Raw genomic sequence first — 16,299 nt, forward strand, 5'->3', positions numbered from 1 at the left:
AGGGTGTTAGACTTCAGCCTTTCTTCCATCTGAATACGCCTCATCTGATGATGGGCTGCAGGGGATCCGGCATGCAACCCTCTTATGGCCGACTGGTAAAGCGTGCTGCGCTGGCCGCTACCCTTCTCGCGTCGGTGCTGTTGATCGTGAAAATCTTTGCCTGGTGGTACACCGGTTCGGTGAGTCTGCTCGCTTCGCTGGTGGACTCGCTGGTTGATATTGCCGCGTCGCTCACGAATCTGCTGGTGGTGCGTTATGCGCTGCAGCCCGCCGATGAAGACCATACGTTCGGGCACGGTAAAGCGGAATCGCTGGCGGCACTGGCTCAGAGCATGTTTATTTCGGGCTCGGCGCTGTTTCTGTTCCTGACCGGCCTGCAACATCTGGCGTCGCCGGATGTTCTGCGGGCTCCCGGTGTCGGGATTGTGGTGACGGTTGTCGCGCTGAGTTCAACCCTGTTACTGGTGGCCTTTCAGCGCTGGGTGGTGCGGAAAACCCGCAGTCAGGCCATTCGGGCTGACATGCTGCACTATCAGTCCGATGTCATTATGAATGGCGCGATTCTGATCGCGCTGATGCTGAGCAGCTATGGTTTTGCAAGAGCAGATGCCCTGTTCGCGCTGGGAATCGGCATTTTTATTCTCTACAGCGCGTTGCGTATGGGCTACGACGCAGTGCAGTCCCTGCTGGATCGCGCATTGCCGGAAGAGGAGCGTCAGCAGATTCTGACGCTGGCGACGAACTGGCCGCAGGTGCAGGGGGTGCACGATCTGCGTACCCGCCAGTCCGGCCCGACAAAATTTATTCAGCTGCATCTGGAGCTTGAAGACCAGCTGCCCCTGGTGCAGGCGCACCGTGTGGCCGATCAGGTTGAGAGGGCGTTACGCGACGCATTTCCCGGGTCAGACGTAATTATCCATCAGGACCCCTGTTCTGTGGTACCGTTCGAGAAGGAGGATTCTCCAGGTTTTTAACCTAAACGAATCAATTTGATACGTAAGGGACGACGTAACGCTAACATTGCTGCAAAAAATAGTGAAAAGTTGTCTGACCTGAATCAATTCAGCAGCAAGCCTTTGATATACTATCTGCCATCACATGTCGCGCTGGCCTTTAATGATGTTCAGCAGCGATCGACAGGCAGGATTAACCCTTCGTTTTAAAAATCCAGAGGTTGTCATGATCAAAAAAATTGGTGTATTAACCAGCGGCGGTGACGCCCCAGGCATGAACGCAGCTATTCGTGGAGTCGTGCGTTCCGCGCTGAGTGAAGGACTGGAAGTTTTTGGGATCTATGATGGCTATCTGGGATTGTACGAAGACCGCATGATCAATCTCGATCGCTACAGCGTCTCCGACATGATCAACCGCGGCGGCACCTTCCTGGGCTCTGCGCGTTTTCCTGAATTCCGTAATGAAGATATTCGCCAGGTGGCCATCGAGAACATGAAAAAGCGCGGCATTGACGCGCTGGTGGTTATCGGCGGCGATGGCTCCTATATGGGGGCGAAACGTCTGACCGAAATGGGCTTCCCCTGCATCGGCTTACCGGGCACCATCGACAACGACGTTGCCGGAACGGATTACACCATCGGTTACTTTACGGCGCTGGAAACCGTGGTGGAGGCCATTGACCGCCTGCGTGATACCTCTTCGTCGCATCAGCGTATCTCCATCGTTGAAGTGATGGGCCGCTACTGCGGCGATCTGACGCTGGCGGCGGCCATTGCGGGTGGCTGTGAGTTCATCGTGCTGCCGGAATTCCCTTATACCCGTGAAGAGCTGGTTGCGGAAATCAAAGCGGGCATCGCCAAAGGGAAAAAGCACGCTATCGTGGCGATTACCGAACATATCTGCGATATCGACGATCTGGCGCGCTTTATTGAAACGGAAACCAAACGCGAAACCCGTTCCACCGTGCTGGGCCATATTCAGCGTGGTGGCGCGCCCTGTGCCTATGACCGTATTCTGGCGTCACGCATGGGCGCTTACTCCATTGAGCTGCTGATGCAGGGCTACGGCGGTCGTTGTGTTGGTATTCAGAATGAGAAGATGGTGCATCACGACATCATCGACGCGATTGAAAACATGAAGCGTCCGTTTAAGCGCGACTGGCTCGACACCGCGAAAAAACTCTACTGATCCCTCTGCAGGGGTGTGCGTTACCGCACGCCCCGGCATCGCCAGTCTATATTCCCCACAGTTATAACCACTTATTTTTAATTCTTTAAGCTCTGTATTGGTTTATGTCACGCTACGCCCATAACGACATTGGGAGAGTGCGTAATGAACAAGTGGAGTATCGGCGTTACCCTGTTGCTGGCCTCAACCAGCGTTCTGGCAAAAGACATTCAGCTGCTTAACGTGTCCTACGATCCAACGCGTGAGCTGTACGAACAGTACAACAAAGCGTTCAGTGCGCACTACAAACAGGAAACCGGCGACAACGTCGTGGTGCGTCAGTCCCATGGCGGCTCCGGCAAGCAGGCAACCTCCGTAATTAACGGCATCCGGGCAGATGTGGTGACGCTGGCGCTGCAATCCGATGTCGATGCCATTGCAGAACGCGGGCGTATTGATAAAAACTGGCTTCAGCGTCTGCCGGATAACTCTGCCCCTTACACCTCGACCATTGTCTTCCTGGTGCGCAAAGGCAATCCCAAAGGCATTCATGACTGGAGCGACCTGATCAAACCAGGCGTCTCTGTCATCACCCCTAACCCGAAAACCTCCGGCGGGGCACGCTGGAACTATCTGGCGGCCTGGGGCTGGGCGCTGGATCACAACAATGGCGATCAGGCTAAAGCGCTGGCTTACGTCAGAGCGCTGTTTAAAAACGTTGAGGTGCAGGATTCCGGTGCGCGCGGCGCGACCAACACCTTCGTTGAGCGCGGCATTGGTGACGTCCTCATCGCCTGGGAAAACGAAGCCTATCTGGCGGTGAACAAGCTGGGCAAAGATAAGTTCGAGATTGTGACGCCGAGTGAATCCATTCTGGCTGAGCCGACCGTGTCGGTAGTCGATAAGGTGGTGGACGAAAAGGGTACGCGTAAGGTTGCGGACGCCTATCTGAAATACCTCTATTCGCCGGAAGGCCAGACGATTGCCGCGCAGAACTACTACCGTCCGCGTGATGCTGAGATTGCGAAGAAATTTTCCAGCACCTTTGCGCCCGTGAAACTGTTCACCATTCAGGACAAGTTTGGTGGCTGGACACAGGCTCAGAAAGCCCACTTCGCCGACGGCGGCAGCTATGACCAGGTCATGAAACCGTAAGGCATGGCGTTCAGCGCATCTCTGCGCTGAACGCTTAACGCGACACATCTCTTCTCCACCCCTGCTGCGCTATCAGCCAGAATTCCCCGTGACATTCTTTTCCCGCCAGGCGAGGATGCAGGCTGCGAAGCCACTCAGGAAGCGTTGTTATGCCGATACACCGTCATGCAGCCCGCGGGATGGCGATCCTGCTGGTGCTGGTCATTGCGGGGATGCTGGCGGCCGCACTGCATTTTAAAAAGAACAGTGATGCGCTGTGGCAGATCGTCAGCGAGAAATGTGTGCCCCACCAGCAGAGCAGTGGCAACCCTGCGCCCTGTCAGCGTGTCGATCGGCCACATCGTTATGCCATGCTGAAAGATATCCATGGGCCATTGCAGTTTCTGCTGATTCCGCTCGACAGGATCACGGGCATAGAAAGCCCGCGCTTACTTCAGCCCGCCACACCCAACTATCTTGCCTTTGCCTGGCATGAACGCTATCTGCTAGCCCAGCGGCATGGCTCGCCGATTGACGACCGGGTTCTGTCGCTGGCTATTAATTCAGAGTATGGCCGCACCCAGAACCAGCTTCATATTCATCTCTCCTGCCTGCGCCCCGATGTGCGTCGGCAACTTGATACGCTGACGCCGCAGCTTAACGGCCAGTGGCAGCGCAGCACGCTGCGTCAGCATCACTACTGGCTGCGTGCCCTGACGCCAGCCGAACTGGCCCAGCAGAGTGCCTTTATCCGTCTGGCCAGTGAGCGGCCACAGGCGCGCACAGAGATGGGGAAATATGGACTGGCGCTGGCGCAGTTAAGCGACGGGCGACTGGTGCTGATGGCGGTAGAGCGAAACTGGCTGCTGCTGAATAGCGGGTCGGCGGAGGAGGTGCAGGATCATAGCTGCCAGCTGATTGCGCCCATAAAAAAGGCGGCTTAAGCCGCCTTTAATCTGTGCATCAACGCTTAGGCGCTTTTTGCCGCCGCCGCCGCTTTCACGATGACTGCAAACGCGTCAGCTTTCAGTGACGCACCGCCAACCAGCGCACCATCGATGTCAGGCTGGGTGAACAGCTCTGCCGCATTTTTGTCGTTAACGGAGCCGCCGTACTGAATGATGACCTGCTCCGCGACTGCCGCATCTTTCTTCGCGATGTGGTCACGGATGAATTTGTGCACGGCCTGAGCCTGCGCTGGGGTCGCCGATTTACCGGTACCGATAGCCCAGACGGGCTCATAGGCGATGACCGCACCGTTGAACGCTTCAGCGCCCTGGGTTTCCAGCACGGCATCCAGCTGACGAGCGCAGACTTCTTCGGTTTTACCCGCTTCGTTTTCTGCTTCGGTTTCACCGATGCAGAGCACGGGAACCAGACCCACTGACTTCAGCACCGCGAATTTCTTCGCGATGAACTCGTCGCTCTCTTTGTGGTAAGTACGACGCTCTGAGTGGCCGATAATGATATATTTCGCGCCGATATCTTTCAGCATCTCTGCGGAAACTTCACCGGTGAAGGCACCAGACAGGTTAACGTCTGCGTTCTGTGCACCCAGTGCAATGTGACTACCGGAGAGGGCGTGTTTTGCCTGCTCGAGATAGAGTGCCGGCGGTGCAATGGCAACGCCACAACCGTCAACGCCAGACAGTTCCTTGCGCAGACCGGCGATCAGTTCAGCTGTGATCTGCTTGCTGCCATTCAACTTCCAGTTACCCATAACCAGTGGATGTCGCATTCTATCCTCCGCATAACGCGATACATGAAAAATCGCTGCCAGCCGGCAGCGTTGTCTGCCAGACAGTATAGAGATCAAATGTTGCGATGGCTTTGCTTTTCGTCATTTTCGGCCACATCATCAGGGGCTGGCGAGCGCCAGTTTGACCGGCTCAATCGCAAAGGTCAGCCCCTTATCACCGCTGTCAGAGACGACAAATCGCAGCGCGCCGTCGACCTGCGCATAGTAGGGTGAATCCTTGCCGGCATTCAGCAACGCCTCCAGCTTTTTACGCCCCTCTTCGGCACTTAATCCCGGCACAAAGAAGCGCAGCAGGGCGGTCATGTAGGCCAGCGCCTTTTGCTGCGAGGCGCTCTGATCCGGGCCAGGTAACGGCAGCCAGGTGATCTGCAACGTTTTGATTTTGCCGGTGCCGGGCTCCAGCGCCGTAGAGGCGTAGAGCGTCTCATTGATTTTGCTGGCAGCCCGCGTCAGGTTGCTTTTGTCACCGCGATTATCAATAGCGCGATACTCCGGCAGGATGAGCGCGGCATTGGCCAGATTATACTTTTCGCGAAACTGGCCGATAGTCATATCAAAGGTGGGCGCACCCGCCAGCAGATAGGGGGCGGGAGGCAACGCATCGGTCCGCTCCTGCGGTGGCGGATCGGCGGCAAAGACCGGAACCGTCAGCGCAAACGATAACAGCAGTGCGCCAGGCAAATTCTTCATTTTGTCGATCCTGTCCCGTAAACTCAGGCGCAAATTAAAACGGTTTTTATCCGCGAGGTCAAAAGCGCGGCAGCTCTCTTTTCCGGATGATAAAGCATGACGTTACAACAATGGTGTTTTTCCTGGCGCGGACGGCTGGGACGACGTGATTTCTGGATCTGGCAGGCGGTCTGGCTGCTGACAACGACACTGCTCTTCGTGCTGGCGGCTAACGACTGGCTCGATACCCAGATGGCGGCCTTTGGCGTGGTCTGCCTGCTGTGGCCTGCCAGCGCGGTGATCGTCAAACGGCTGCACGATCGCGATCGTCCCGGCTACTGGGGGTTGCTGGTGATCGTGGCCTGGCTGCTGGTGGTGGGGAACTGGAGCATGCTGACGGGCATCCTGCCCTGGCTGCTGGGACGCGCCATTCCCTTTGTTTTACTGGCGGGCCTGCTGCTCGACCTCGGCGTTTTTCGCGGCTCCCCCGGCGCTAACCGGTTTGGCCCGGCGACCCAGCCGGTGCGATACCGCTCAACGGCTCACCAGTAATGTTCGCTGGTGATATGTCCCGGTTTACGCTTAAGGTGTTTGCGCATCTCACGTGTCTCTTTCAGGAGTTGCTGAGTATCACGCACCATCTGCGGGTTACCGCACAGCATCACATGGCTGCTCTCTGCATCCAGTGTCAGACCGGTGGCCCGCTCCAGCTCGCCATTCTCAATCAGCGCAGGCACCCGGCCAGTCAGCGAACCGGCAATCTCTTCGCGACTTACCACCGTCTGAATCTGTAGCTGACCCTGATAACGCTGCTGCAGCTGCTGCATCAGCGGTAAAAAACTCAGGTCGGCCGCATAACGCGCGGCATGCACCAGCACGATATTTTCAAAGCGTTCCAGCCCTTCGCCCTGCTGCAGCATCGACAGGTAAGGACCAATAGCGGTGCCGGTCGCCAGCATCCACAGCGTCCTGCAGGGCGGAACCTCATCCAGCACAAAGAAGCCCGCGGCTTCTTTGGTGACCATCACCTGATCGCCTGACTGAAGGGCCTGCAGATGTGGGCTGAGCTTGCCCTCTGGCACCGTGACCAGATAGAACTCCAGCAGATCATCTTTCGGCGCGTTGACGTAGGAGTAAGCGCGCTGCACGCGTTCCCCCTCAATTTCCAGCGCCAGTTTGGCAAATTGCCCGGCGATAAAGGGATCGACCGGTGCCGTCACCCGCAGACTGAACAGCGCATCCGTCCAGTTTTTGACTTCCTTAACTTCAGCATTGACCCACTCAGCCATACTCACTCCCTGGTTGTTGATGATTCAGGCAGGTCACTATTTTCGCGGCTGCCCGGCGTTATTGCCAGCCTGCGCCCTCGCAAAGGCTCGAATCGACAAACTGTTGCATTCCCTTTACAGGCTGGTGCATAAACTTGACAGGCGCAAGCCAGGACCTTTTCGTCTGCCTCTCGCTTTGTCACCTAATCCTGATATTTTGCCCGCCATAATAAGACGTCCGGCGGGTGAACCGCTGTTTTAACCTCCTTTCACAGAAAGATATTTTGTATAACCATGATGACGAAACTGGAAAATCGCCCGCTGCTGGTGATGCTCATTGTGCTGGTGGCCGTGGGTCAGATGGCGCAGACCATTTATGTTCCGGCCATGGCGGTAATGGCCGATGCGCTGAACGTGCGGGATGGCGCGCTGCAGCGCGTGATGGCGGCCTATCTGATGACCTATGGCGGATCGCAACTGATCTACGGCCCGCTGTCGGACAGCGTAGGGCGGCGCCCGGTGATCCTGGCAGGCATGCTGATCTTTATGATCGGGGCAGTGACCGCGCTGATGGCGACCTCGCTGGATATGCTGGTGCTTGGCAGTGCCGTACAGGGGCTGGGAACCGGCGTGGCTGGCGTGATGGCCCGCACCATGCCGCGCGATCTCTATGAGGGCCACGCGCTGCGCCGTGCTAACAGCCTGCTGAATATGGGCATTCTGGTCAGCCCGCTGCTGGCACCGGTGATTGGCGCGCTGCTGACCCAGCTCTTTGGCTGGCATGCCTGCTTTGCCTTCCTGCTGCTGCTCTGCCTGACGGTCACCGGCGCGATGGCGCGCTGGCTGCCGGAAACCCGGCCGCAGAGTGCAGAAGTGACGCCCTTCTTTAAACGCTACGCCCGTCTGCTCAGCGACGCGAATTTCGTCCGCTACATCGTGCTGCTGATTGGCGCGCTCGCCGGAATTGCGGTATTTGAGTCGAGCTGCGGTGTATTACTGGGCGGCGTGCTGGGCCTGCACAGCCTGACAGTCAGTATCCTGTTTATTCTGCCGATTCCGGCGGCCTTCTTTGGCGCCTGGTTTGCCGGACGCGAGCAGGGCTCCTGGCATAGCCTGATGTGGTGGGGCGTGAACAGCTGCCTGCTGGCGGGCATTCTGATGTGGATCCCGGCGTGGTTCGGCGTGATGAATATCTGGACCCTGCTGGTGCCGGCCGCGCTCTTCTTTTTTGGTGCCGGTATGCTTTTTCCGCTGGCAACCTCTGGCGCTATGGAGCCTTATGCCTGGCTGGCGGGTAGCGCGGGCGCGCTGATTGGCGGGCTGATGAACCTGGGCTCGGGTCTGGTCGCGTGGCTGTCAGCGATGATGCCGCAGCGCGACCAGTTCAGTCTGGGGATGCTGATGTTCTTCACGGCGCTGGTGATGCTGCTCTGCTGGTTGCCGCTCTCACGTCAGCCGGAGCGCGGCAACCAGGCGGTTACAGGATAAACGGATGAAGCGCCGGATCCTTGCGGTCAAGATAGTGAATCGACTGGATACGGCGGATGGTGCGTGATTTACCGCGAATCAGCAGGGTTTCGCTGGTGGCGATATTACCCTGACGCGTAATGCCTTTCAGCAGCTCGCCACTGGTAATGCCGGTGGCGGCAAAGACCACGTTGTCGTTGCGCGCCATCTCACTCAGCGTCAGCTTTTTCCCCGCCTCAATCCCCATCTCTGCACAGCGCTGCAGCTCCTGCTCGCCGAGCAGACGGTTTTCCGCGCTGTCGCCCTTAACGTGATGACGCGCCAGCAGCCGGCCCTGCATATCGCCGTCCAGCGCCCGGATGACGGCCGCAGAGACCACGCCTTCCGGCGCACCGCCGATGCCATACATCACATCCACTTCGCTGTCCGGCATGCAGGTCAGAATGGAGGCGGCCACGTCGCCATCCGGGAAGGTGAAGACCCGTACACCCAGCTGCTGCAGCTGACCAATCACCGCGTCATGACGGGGTTTTGCCAGAATCGACACGGTTAACTGCGACAGCGGCTTGTTCATCGCGATAGCGATATTACGCAGGTTGGTTTCCAGCGGCAGGTCGAGATCGATCGCCCCGTGGGCGGCCGGTCCCACAATCAGCTTCTCCATATACATATCGGGTGCATGGAGAAAACTGCCCTTATCGCCCACGGCCATGACGGCCAGCGCGTTAGCCTGACCCAGCGCCGTCATGCGGGTGCCTTCAATCGGATCGACCGCAATATCGACCGCGTCGCCGCGACCGGTGCCGACTTTTTCACCGATATAGAGCATCGGGGCTTCGTCGATTTCGCCTTCGCCGATCACAATCTGGCCGTCGATCTCAATGGAGTTGAGGACGTGACGCATGGCATGGACAGCCGCGCCATCGGCCGCATTTTTGTCGCCGCGCCCTAACCAGTGATAGCCCGCCAGAGCGGCAGCTTCGGTTACGCGGGAAAATTCAATGGCAAGTTCTCGTTTCATGGTCTCTGCCTGACAAAAAACAGACAGGCAGTGTAACACAGCGGGAGAGTGGGGCGGGGAAAAGGCCCGCGACGCAGACCGTCGCGGGCCCCGGTATTACTCTTCTTCTTCCCACGCCTGCGCGCGGGCGACGGCTTTTTTCCAGCCGGCATAGCGGAAGTTACGTTCGGTGGTCTCCAGGCTTGGACGGAACTCACGCTCAATCACCGATTTCGCACGGACTTCGTCCAGGTCCTGCCAGAAGCCGACGGCCAGACCCGCCAGATACGCTGAACCCAGCGCCGTAACTTCACGCACTTCCGGACGCTCAACACGGGTGCCGAGGATGTCAGACTGGAACTGCATCAGGAAGTTGTTGGCCACCGCGCCCCCATCCACACGCAGCGCCTGCAGACGGGTGTTCGCATCGTTCTGCATCGCTTCCAGAACGTCGCGGGTCTGATAAGCAATCGACTCCAGCGTGGCGCGGATGATGTGGTTAGCGTTCGCACCGCGCGTCAGACCGAAGATCGCGCCACGGGCATACGGGTCCCAGTAAGGTGCGCCCAGACCGGTGAATGCCGGCACCATGTAGACGCCGTTGGTATCTTTCACTTTCATCGCAAAGTATTCGGAGTCAGCGGCATCGCTAATCAGCTTCATCTCATCGCGCAGCCACTGAATCGAGGCACCCCCGATGAATACCGCCCCTTCCAGCGCATAGTTCACTTCACCACGCGGGCCACAGGCGATGGTGGTCAGCAGGCCATGCGTTGAGGTGACCGCTTCAGTACCGGTGTTCATCAGCATAAAGCAGCCGGTGCCATAGGTATTTTTCGCCATGCCAGGCTGGACGCAGAGCTGGCCATAGAGCGCCGCCTGCTGGTCACCGGCAATACCGGCGATAGGAATACGCGTGCCGCCTTTACCGCCGATGTTGGTCTGACCATAGACTTCAGACGACGATTTCACTTCCGGCAGCATTTCACGCGGGATATCCAGAATATCCAGCAGGCGCTGATCCCACTCCAGCTTGTGAATGTTGAACATCATGGTACGGGAGGCGTTGGTGTAATCGGTGATATGTACGCGGCCCTGGGTCATTTTCCAGACCAGCCAGGTATCAACGGTGCCGAACAGCAGCTCGCCACGTTTCGCACGCTCACGCGCGCCTTCAACGTTATCGAGGATCCACTTCACTTTGGTGCCGGAGAAGTAGGGGTTAATCACCAGACCGGTGGTGTGCTGGATATACTCTTCCAGTCCCTCTTTCTTCAGTTTATTACAGTAGTCGGCGGTGCGGGGATCCTGCCAGACGATGGCGTTATAGACCGGCTTACCGGTCTCTTTGTCCCAGACGATAGCGGTTTCACGCTGATTGGTGATACCGATAGCGGCAATTTCATCGGAGCGAATATCGGCGTGTGCCAGCACTTCAACCAGCGTGGAGCTTTGAGAGGCCCAGATATCCATCGGATCATGCTCAACCCAGCCCGCTTTCGGGTAGATCTGGGTAAATTCACGCTGCGAGACGGCGACGATGTTGGCGTCGTGATCGAGGATCACGGCGCGTGAACTGGTTGTGCCCTGATCGAGCGCGACAATGTATTTTTTATCTGTGGTAGTCATAAATTCAGTCCTGATGATAAAAGGTGAAACTTACGCTTTACGCTGCTGAGCGCGTGCAACCGGTTTGTCTGCAGGAACACTGGCAGGTTCCTTCGCGGTGCCTGGCAGATAGCGGCCAATCAGTGCGCGATAACCTACGGCACCCAGGCAGGCACCGACCAGCGGACCAAAAATCGGAACGAGGAAGTAAGGGATGTCACGACCGCCGGTGAAGGCAACGTTACCCCAGCCTGCCAGCCATGCGAAAATCTTCGGTCCGAAATCACGTGCCGGGTTCAGGGCAAAGCCGGTCAGCGGACCCATTGCGCCACCAATTACCGCGACCAGCAGGCCGATCAGCAGGGGTGCCAGTGGGCCGCGTGGGATGCCGTTACCGTCATCCGTCAGACCCATGATGACCGCCATCAGCACCGCCGTGATGACCATCTCAACCAGGAATGCCTGACCAACGCCGATATGAGGGTTAGGATAGGTTGAGAAGATGCCCGCCAGGTCGAGACTCTCAACCGTACCGCGCACCATCTGATGGCTCTGCTCATAGTCAATAAAGAGGCTGTAGTAGAGGCCATAGACCAGCGCTGCGGCACAAAAGGCGCCGGCAACCTGTGAGATGATGTAAGGCAGAACTTTACGTCCTTCAAAATTTGCAAACAGGCAGAGCGCCACGGTAATGGCCGGGTTCAGGTGCGCACCCGAAATGCCTGCGGTGAGGTAGGCGGCCATGGAAACGCCCAGCCCCCAGATGATGCAGATTTCCCACTGACCGAATGCGGCACCGGCGAGTTTCAGTGCGGCCACACAGCCCGCGCCGAAGAAAATAATCAAGCCTGTCCCCAGAAATTCGGCAATACACTGACCTTTGAGCGTGTTAGTTGTCTGACTCATAATAGTGGTTCCTGAAGCGAGGTTAAATTTTATCAGTTTTTGTTCTCATTCCATGAGTCGCCCAGCTTTATTGTAGGGTTGGTGTGAATTTATCGTTAACGAACATAAACGAGAAATAGCGAAATCATTTTTTGTGTACTGTGTCATAAAAATGCGCGTTTTCGCGTATTCCGGCTTTCTTTCGCCCTTAAATGCGCCGGATAGCGGGCGTGGCGGAGAGATCTCTGTGTGCCGTTGATCGGAGCACAGCATAAATTCAGGCATAGACTGAAAAGTGTTACAGACTACGCCCGGCGCGCCCGCGTTGCTGGACTTGCGGGGTGAGGGTACATACAATCGGGACAACGTTGCTGGCTAGCGCTGGCATCATCAACGCCTTGCAGGAATTTAGGAGAGGTCAGAAAGATGTCATTTGAAGTGTTTGAGAAACTGGAAGCGAAAGTACAGCAGGCGATTGATACCATCACCCTGTTGCAGATGGAAATCGAAGAGCTGAAAGAGCAGAACAACTCACTGCGTAACGATGCGCAACAAGTCGCGGGCAACCACGATGCGCTGATGCGTGAAAATCAGCACCTGAAAGAAGAGCAGCACGTCTGGCAGGAACGTCTGCGCGCACTGCTGGGAAAAATGGAAGAGGTTTGAAGCCTCAGCTGATGTGAAAAACGGGTGCTCAGGCACCCGTTTTCATGTCTGCTCCCGGCTGCTGTCGGACCTTATTCGAGGTCCAGCGCATCCTCTGACAGAATGATACCGGTATTGTCGGCATAGAGATGGTCACCGGAAAAGAAGGTCACGCCGCCGAAATTGACGCGCACATCGCTTTCGCCAATCCCTTCACCCGCCGCGCCGGCCGGAATGGCGGCAATCGCCTGAATGCCAATTTCCAGCTCTTCCAGCTCGTCAACCTGACGTACTGACCCGTAGATGACCAGGCCTTCCCACTCGTTAGTGGCTGCCAGACGTGCCAGCTGCGCATCCACCAGCGCCCGACGCACGGAACCGCCGCCATCAATCACCAGCACCCGGCCGCGGCCATTTTCTTCCAGCAGGTCGTAGAGTAAGCCGTTGTCTTCAAAGCATTTCACTGTGGTAATCTGACCACCGAATGAAGTGCGCCCACCAAAGTTTGAAAAAAGCGGTTCAACCACATTCACTTCTTCATGGTAGATGTCGCAGAGTTCAGATGTATCGTATTTCATAAGGGTTTCGTCTGTTTGCCACAGGAATGCTAAGTATATCGCTATATGCAGATTGTTGGCAAAATCATCACTCTGAAAAAAGCATCGTTCGATCAAGAACATGCATAAAAAAGCCCAGCCGGTTCGGCTGGGCTTCTGAAAAGTGCGGCATCCGTGAATCAGAGAATGAAGCGGCTCAGGTCTTCGTCAGCCACCAGTTCATCCAGATGTTTACCCACATAGTCAGCATCGATGGTGACCGATTCACCGTGACGATCGCTGGCGTCATAGGAGATATCCTCCATCAGACGTTCCAGTACGGTATGCAGACGACGCGCACCGATGTTTTCGGTAGTTTCGTTAACCTGCCATGCGGCCTCAGCGATCCGGCGGATACCATCCTCGGTGAACTCAATATTCACGCCTTCGGTATTCATCAGCGCTTTGTACTGCACGGTTACCGACGCATTAGGCTCGGTCAGAATGCGTTCGAAATCATTCACGGTCAGCGCCTGCAGTTCAACGCGGATAGGCAGACGACCCTGCAGTTCCGGAATTAAATCGGACGGGCTGGCAACCTGGAACGCGCCCGAAGCGATAAACAGAATGTGGTCCGTTTTCACCATACCGTGCTTGGTTGAGACCGTGCAGCCTTCCACCAGCGGCAGCAGGTCGCGCTGAACGCCTTCGCGAGACACATCCGGACCGCCAGCATTCTGGCCGCCGCGCTTACAGATTTTGTCGATCTCATCGATAAACACGATACCGTGCTGCTCGACGGCATCGATGGCGTCCTGTTTAAGCTCTTCCGGATTCACCAGTTTTGCCGCTTCTTCTTCGATCAGTAGCTTCATCGCTTCTTTGATCTTCAGCTTGCGGGCTTTCTGCTTCTGGCCGCCGAGGTTCTGGAACATCGACTGCAGCTGGCTGGTCATCTCTTCCATTCCCGGAGGCGCCATGATTTCGACGCCCGGGCCGCTGGCGGCCAGGTCGATCTCGATCTCTTTGTCATCCAGCTGACCTTCGCGCAGTTTTTTACGGAACGACTGGCGCGCCGCAGAAGGTTCCGCGCTCTGCTCTGACTGGCCCCAGTTGTTTTTGGCTGGCGGAATCAGAACATCCAGGATGCGCTCTTCAGCCATCTCTTCTGCACGGTATTTGTTCTTTTCAATCGCCTGGCTGCGCACCATCTTGATGGCAGAGTCGGTCAGGTCGCGAATAATCGAATCGACTTCCTTACCGACATAACCCACTTCGGTAAATTTGGTCGCCTCGACCTTGATAAAGGGCGCATTGGCCAGTTTAGCCAGACGACGGGCGATCTCCGTTTTACCGACACCGGTCGGTCCGATCATCAGGATGTTTTTCGGGGTCACTTCATGGCGCAGCTCTTCATCCAGCTGCATGCGACGCCAGCGGTTGCGCAGTGCAATAGCCACGGCGCGCTTGGCGCTGTCCTGGCCGATAATAAAGCGGTTCAGTTCGCTGACGATTTCGCGTGGAGTCATCTCAGACATAGTTATACCTTTACGCCCTGGAGGTTAATTCTTCGAAATTAACGTTATGGTTAGTGTAGATGCAGATATCGCCTGCGATGTTCAGCGACTTCTCAACGATGTCGCGCGCGCCCATGTCGGTATTCTCCAGCAGCGCACGTGCCGCGGCCTGGGCGAAAGGTCCGCCGGAGCCGATGGCAATCAGATCGTTTTCAGGCTGAATTACATCACCATTACCGCTGATGATCAGTGAGGCGGACTCATCCGCGACCGCCAGCAGGGCTTCAAGTCGACGCAGCATACGGTCAGTACGCCAGTCTTTAGCCAGTTCCACCGCGGCTTTCACCAGGTGGCCCTGATGCATTTCCAGTTTACGTTCGAAAAGCTCAAACAGGGTGAAGGCGTCTGCGGTGCCACCAGCAAATCCGGCAATCACCTTATCGTTGTATAAACGACGCACTTTTTTAACGTTGCCTTTCATCACGGTATTGCCGAGCGTAGCCTGGCCATCACCGCCAATCACTACCTGGCCGTTGCGTCGTACACTTACTATTGTTGTCACGGGCAGACCCCTTGTTGCAGTCGGAAAAGGACTCCGCGCACGGGGCGCGGAGTATCATGCAACAGATATGGGGCGGGTTTGACGGGTTTCAACCCCCGATTGAGAGGGGAATGCAGCCGGAGTGACCGGAACTGCGCAGACGCTTCAGTGTGCTGTCTGCAGAGGCGCGATCTTTATACGGACCAATCACCACGCGATTCCAGCCGCCACCGGTCGTAATGCGGCTTTCAAATCCTTCAAAGGCTAAACCGGCACGCACTGACTCCGCCTGGTCGGTGCCTTTGAATGACCCGCACTGCACCATCCAGCGCTGCGAAGAGGCTTTCTCCGCCGGTTTCGCTTTCGCGGTCTCCTGCGGTTTTGACTGCACCTCGGGTTCCCGCGTAACTGGCGCAGGCTGCGTCTGGCGCTGAACATTTTGCTGCTGCTGCTGCTGCTGCTGCTGCTGACGTTGCTGCTGTAACTGCAGCTGCTGCTGACGCTGTTGTTGCTGCTGCAACTGCTGCTGGCGCTGTTGCTGCTGTTGAGCCTGCAACTGCTGACGTTGCTGCTGCAGCTGTTGTTGCTGAACCTGCTGCTGCTGACGTTGCTGGAACTGCTGCTGCTGGCGTTGCAGCTGCTGTAACTGCTGCTGATGCTGCAGCGTCTGCTGACGTTGCGCCGGTGTCTGTTCGTTCCACGGCACTTCGTTCAGCTGCGTTGGCTGCTGGCGCATATCCGCCTGCATCTGCTCCAGCAGCTGACGCTGCTCGTCAGTCAGCTGCGTCTGCGACTTCACCTCGCCACCTGAAGAGGGTTCGATAGGGGTCGGCACGGTAACCTGACGGTTCTCCAGCTCTTTAATATATTTCCAGCGCTCTTCGGGCTTCGGCGGTAAGCCATTGCCGTTGGCTTTATGATCCGTAATGACCGGCACGTCCTCTTTCTTGTGATGCGCCAGGAACCATAAACCACCGGCAAAGGTCACCAGCACGGCGACCGCCAGTACAATCATCAGTTTGGATGTTCCCGAACCGCCTTTGCTCTTCTTGCCGCGGCTGGGGCTTTTTTTGCGACGCGTCCCTGTTGAACGCCCGCGGCCTACGTAATCTTTTTGTGCCACTCTCGTTCTTATACCCTTCAAAAATA

17 protein-coding genes are annotated in these 16,299 nt (G+C 56.9%); 7 read left to right on the forward strand and 10 right to left on the reverse strand.

Annotation, left to right across the window (positions count from 1 at the left end; genetic code table 11):
• The first annotated feature begins 71 nt into the window (after window positions 1-71).
• From fieF to HFD92_RS18890, 4 genes are all read left to right on the forward strand, one after another.
• Window positions 72-974, forward strand: coding sequence for a CDF family cation-efflux transporter FieF (gene fieF, locus HFD92_RS18875; protein WP_058957362.1), 903 nt, complete (start codon window positions 72-74; stop codon window positions 972-974).
• A 205-nt stretch (window positions 975-1,179) separates the two neighbouring features.
• On the forward strand, window positions 1,180-2,142 hold the full coding sequence (pfkA, locus tag HFD92_RS18880) for a 6-phosphofructokinase (RefSeq protein WP_009088057.1): 963 nt from the start codon (window positions 1,180-1,182) through the stop codon (window positions 2,140-2,142).
• 144 nt (window positions 2,143-2,286) lie between these two features.
• The gene (locus tag HFD92_RS18885; RefSeq protein WP_009088055.1) at window positions 2,287-3,276 is read left to right on the forward strand and encodes a sulfate ABC transporter substrate-binding protein; all 990 of its coding nucleotides are present in this window, start codon (window positions 2,287-2,289) and stop codon (window positions 3,274-3,276) included.
• Between the two features lie 149 nt (window positions 3,277-3,425).
• Window positions 3,426-4,199: a CDP-diacylglycerol diphosphatase gene (locus HFD92_RS18890; protein WP_167429490.1), complete on the forward strand. Its 774-nt coding sequence runs from the start codon at window positions 3,426-3,428 to the stop codon at window positions 4,197-4,199.
• A 26-nt stretch (window positions 4,200-4,225) separates the two neighbouring features.
• On the opposite strand, the gene tpiA is transcribed toward HFD92_RS18890, so the two are convergent.
• A complete protein-coding gene (gene tpiA / locus HFD92_RS18895; protein ID WP_009088051.1) occupies window positions 4,226-4,993 on the reverse strand; it encodes a triose-phosphate isomerase in 768 nt (255 codons plus the stop codon).
• Between the two features lie 120 nt (window positions 4,994-5,113).
• A complete protein-coding gene (locus tag HFD92_RS18900) occupies window positions 5,114-5,704 on the reverse strand; it encodes a DUF1454 family protein (RefSeq protein ID WP_009088047.1) in 591 nt (196 codons plus the stop codon).
• A gap of 96 nt (window positions 5,705-5,800) precedes the next feature.
• Between HFD92_RS18900 and HFD92_RS18905 the strand changes: the two genes are divergently transcribed.
• Window positions 5,801-6,235, forward strand: coding sequence for a DUF805 domain-containing protein (locus HFD92_RS18905; protein ID WP_046100839.1), 435 nt, complete (start codon window positions 5,801-5,803; stop codon window positions 6,233-6,235).
• Here the strand turns inward: HFD92_RS18905 and fpr are convergent.
• On the reverse strand, window positions 6,226-6,972 hold the full coding sequence (gene fpr, locus HFD92_RS18910) for a ferredoxin--NADP(+) reductase (RefSeq protein WP_111207965.1): 747 nt from the start codon (window positions 6,970-6,972) through the stop codon (window positions 6,226-6,228). The two genes, HFD92_RS18905 and fpr, sit on opposite strands and share 10 nt — an antisense overlap.
• A 273-nt stretch (window positions 6,973-7,245) precedes the next feature.
• On the opposite strand from fpr, the gene emrD reads away from it, so the two are divergent.
• Window positions 7,246-8,439 carry a multidrug efflux MFS transporter EmrD gene (gene emrD / locus HFD92_RS18915; protein WP_084690423.1) on the forward strand — a complete coding sequence of 398 codons (1,194 nt, stop codon included), beginning with the start codon at window positions 7,246-7,248 and terminating at the stop codon, window positions 8,437-8,439.
• On the opposite strand, the gene glpX is transcribed toward emrD, so the two are convergent.
• The 3 genes from glpX to HFD92_RS18930 form a co-directional block, all read right to left on the reverse strand.
• Window positions 8,429-9,439 carry a class II fructose-bisphosphatase gene (glpX, locus tag HFD92_RS18920; protein WP_058957357.1) on the reverse strand — a complete coding sequence of 337 codons (1,011 nt, stop codon included), beginning with the start codon at window positions 9,437-9,439 and terminating at the stop codon, window positions 8,429-8,431. The two genes, emrD and glpX, sit on opposite strands and share 11 nt — an antisense overlap.
• Before the next feature lie 96 nt (window positions 9,440-9,535).
• Complete coding sequence (glpK, locus tag HFD92_RS18925) at window positions 9,536-11,047, reverse strand: glycerol kinase GlpK (protein ID WP_009088036.1); 1,512 nt, start codon at window positions 11,045-11,047, stop codon at window positions 9,536-9,538.
• Window positions 11,048-11,077: 30 nt separating this feature from the next.
• On the reverse strand, window positions 11,078-11,932 hold the full coding sequence (locus HFD92_RS18930) for an MIP/aquaporin family protein (RefSeq protein WP_009088034.1): 855 nt from the start codon (window positions 11,930-11,932) through the stop codon (window positions 11,078-11,080).
• Window positions 11,933-12,337: 405 nt separating this feature from the next.
• Here HFD92_RS18930 and zapB point away from each other — a divergent pair, with 405 nt between their 5' ends.
• The gene (gene zapB / locus HFD92_RS18935; RefSeq protein WP_003851242.1) at window positions 12,338-12,577 is read left to right on the forward strand and encodes a cell division protein ZapB; all 240 of its coding nucleotides are present in this window, start codon (window positions 12,338-12,340) and stop codon (window positions 12,575-12,577) included.
• 71 nt (window positions 12,578-12,648) lie between these two features.
• On the opposite strand, the gene rraA is transcribed toward zapB, so the two are convergent.
• From rraA to ftsN, 4 genes are all read right to left on the reverse strand, one after another.
• Complete coding sequence (gene rraA / locus HFD92_RS18940) at window positions 12,649-13,134, reverse strand: ribonuclease E activity regulator RraA (RefSeq protein WP_009088032.1); 486 nt, start codon at window positions 13,132-13,134, stop codon at window positions 12,649-12,651.
• Between the two features lie 158 nt (window positions 13,135-13,292).
• Window positions 13,293-14,630, reverse strand: a complete 1,338-nt coding sequence (hslU, locus tag HFD92_RS18945) for an HslU--HslV peptidase ATPase subunit (protein WP_046100836.1) — start codon at window positions 14,628-14,630, stop codon at window positions 13,293-13,295.
• A 10-nt stretch (window positions 14,631-14,640) separates the two neighbouring features.
• A complete protein-coding gene (gene hslV / locus HFD92_RS18950) occupies window positions 14,641-15,171 on the reverse strand; it encodes an ATP-dependent protease subunit HslV (protein WP_009088029.1) in 531 nt (176 codons plus the stop codon).
• Between the two features lie 88 nt (window positions 15,172-15,259).
• Window positions 15,260-16,273, reverse strand: a complete 1,014-nt coding sequence (gene ftsN, locus HFD92_RS18955; protein ID WP_167429491.1) for a cell division protein FtsN — start codon at window positions 16,271-16,273, stop codon at window positions 15,260-15,262.
• Window positions 16,274-16,299 lie beyond the last annotated feature (26 nt).

Origin of the sequence: Pantoea sp. EKM101V (assembly GCF_011800325.1) — a bacterium.
In the GTDB taxonomy this organism is placed as follows: domain Bacteria; phylum Pseudomonadota; class Gammaproteobacteria; order Enterobacterales; family Enterobacteriaceae; genus Pantoea; species Pantoea anthophila.

What these genes read in the sequence shown, in the direction of transcription:
- rraA (WP_009088032.1), bottom strand. Translation starts at nt 13,134, where the DNA reads ATGAAATACGATACATCTGAACTCTGCGACATCTACCATGAAGAAGTG.
- HFD92_RS18900 (WP_009088047.1), bottom strand. Translation starts at nt 5,704, where the DNA reads ATGAAGAATTTGCCTGGCGCACTGCTGTTATCGTTTGCGCTGACGGTT.
- HFD92_RS18890 (WP_167429490.1), top strand. Translation starts at nt 3,426, where the DNA reads ATGCCGATACACCGTCATGCAGCCCGCGGGATGGCGATCCTGCTGGTG.
- glpK (WP_009088036.1), bottom strand. Translation starts at nt 11,047, where the DNA reads ATGACTACCACAGATAAAAAATACATTGTCGCGCTCGATCAGGGCACA.
- HFD92_RS18930 (WP_009088034.1), bottom strand. Translation starts at nt 11,932, where the DNA reads ATGAGTCAGACAACTAACACGCTCAAAGGTCAGTGTATTGCCGAATTT.
- fieF (WP_058957362.1), top strand. Translation starts at nt 72, where the DNA reads ATGCAACCCTCTTATGGCCGACTGGTAAAGCGTGCTGCGCTGGCCGCT.
- emrD (WP_084690423.1), top strand. Translation starts at nt 7,246, where the DNA reads ATGATGACGAAACTGGAAAATCGCCCGCTGCTGGTGATGCTCATTGTG.
- fpr (WP_111207965.1), bottom strand. Translation starts at nt 6,972, where the DNA reads ATGGCTGAGTGGGTCAATGCTGAAGTTAAGGAAGTCAAAAACTGGACG.
- HFD92_RS18885 (WP_009088055.1), top strand. Translation starts at nt 2,287, where the DNA reads ATGAACAAGTGGAGTATCGGCGTTACCCTGTTGCTGGCCTCAACCAGC.
- tpiA (WP_009088051.1), bottom strand. Translation starts at nt 4,993, where the DNA reads ATGCGACATCCACTGGTTATGGGTAACTGGAAGTTGAATGGCAGCAAG.
- hslU (WP_046100836.1), bottom strand. Translation starts at nt 14,630, where the DNA reads ATGTCTGAGATGACTCCACGCGAAATCGTCAGCGAACTGAACCGCTTT.
- pfkA (WP_009088057.1), top strand. Translation starts at nt 1,180, where the DNA reads ATGATCAAAAAAATTGGTGTATTAACCAGCGGCGGTGACGCCCCAGGC.
- glpX (WP_058957357.1), bottom strand. Translation starts at nt 9,439, where the DNA reads ATGAAACGAGAACTTGCCATTGAATTTTCCCGCGTAACCGAAGCTGCC.
- HFD92_RS18905 (WP_046100839.1), top strand. Translation starts at nt 5,801, where the DNA reads ATGACGTTACAACAATGGTGTTTTTCCTGGCGCGGACGGCTGGGACGA.
- zapB (WP_003851242.1), top strand. Translation starts at nt 12,338, where the DNA reads ATGTCATTTGAAGTGTTTGAGAAACTGGAAGCGAAAGTACAGCAGGCG.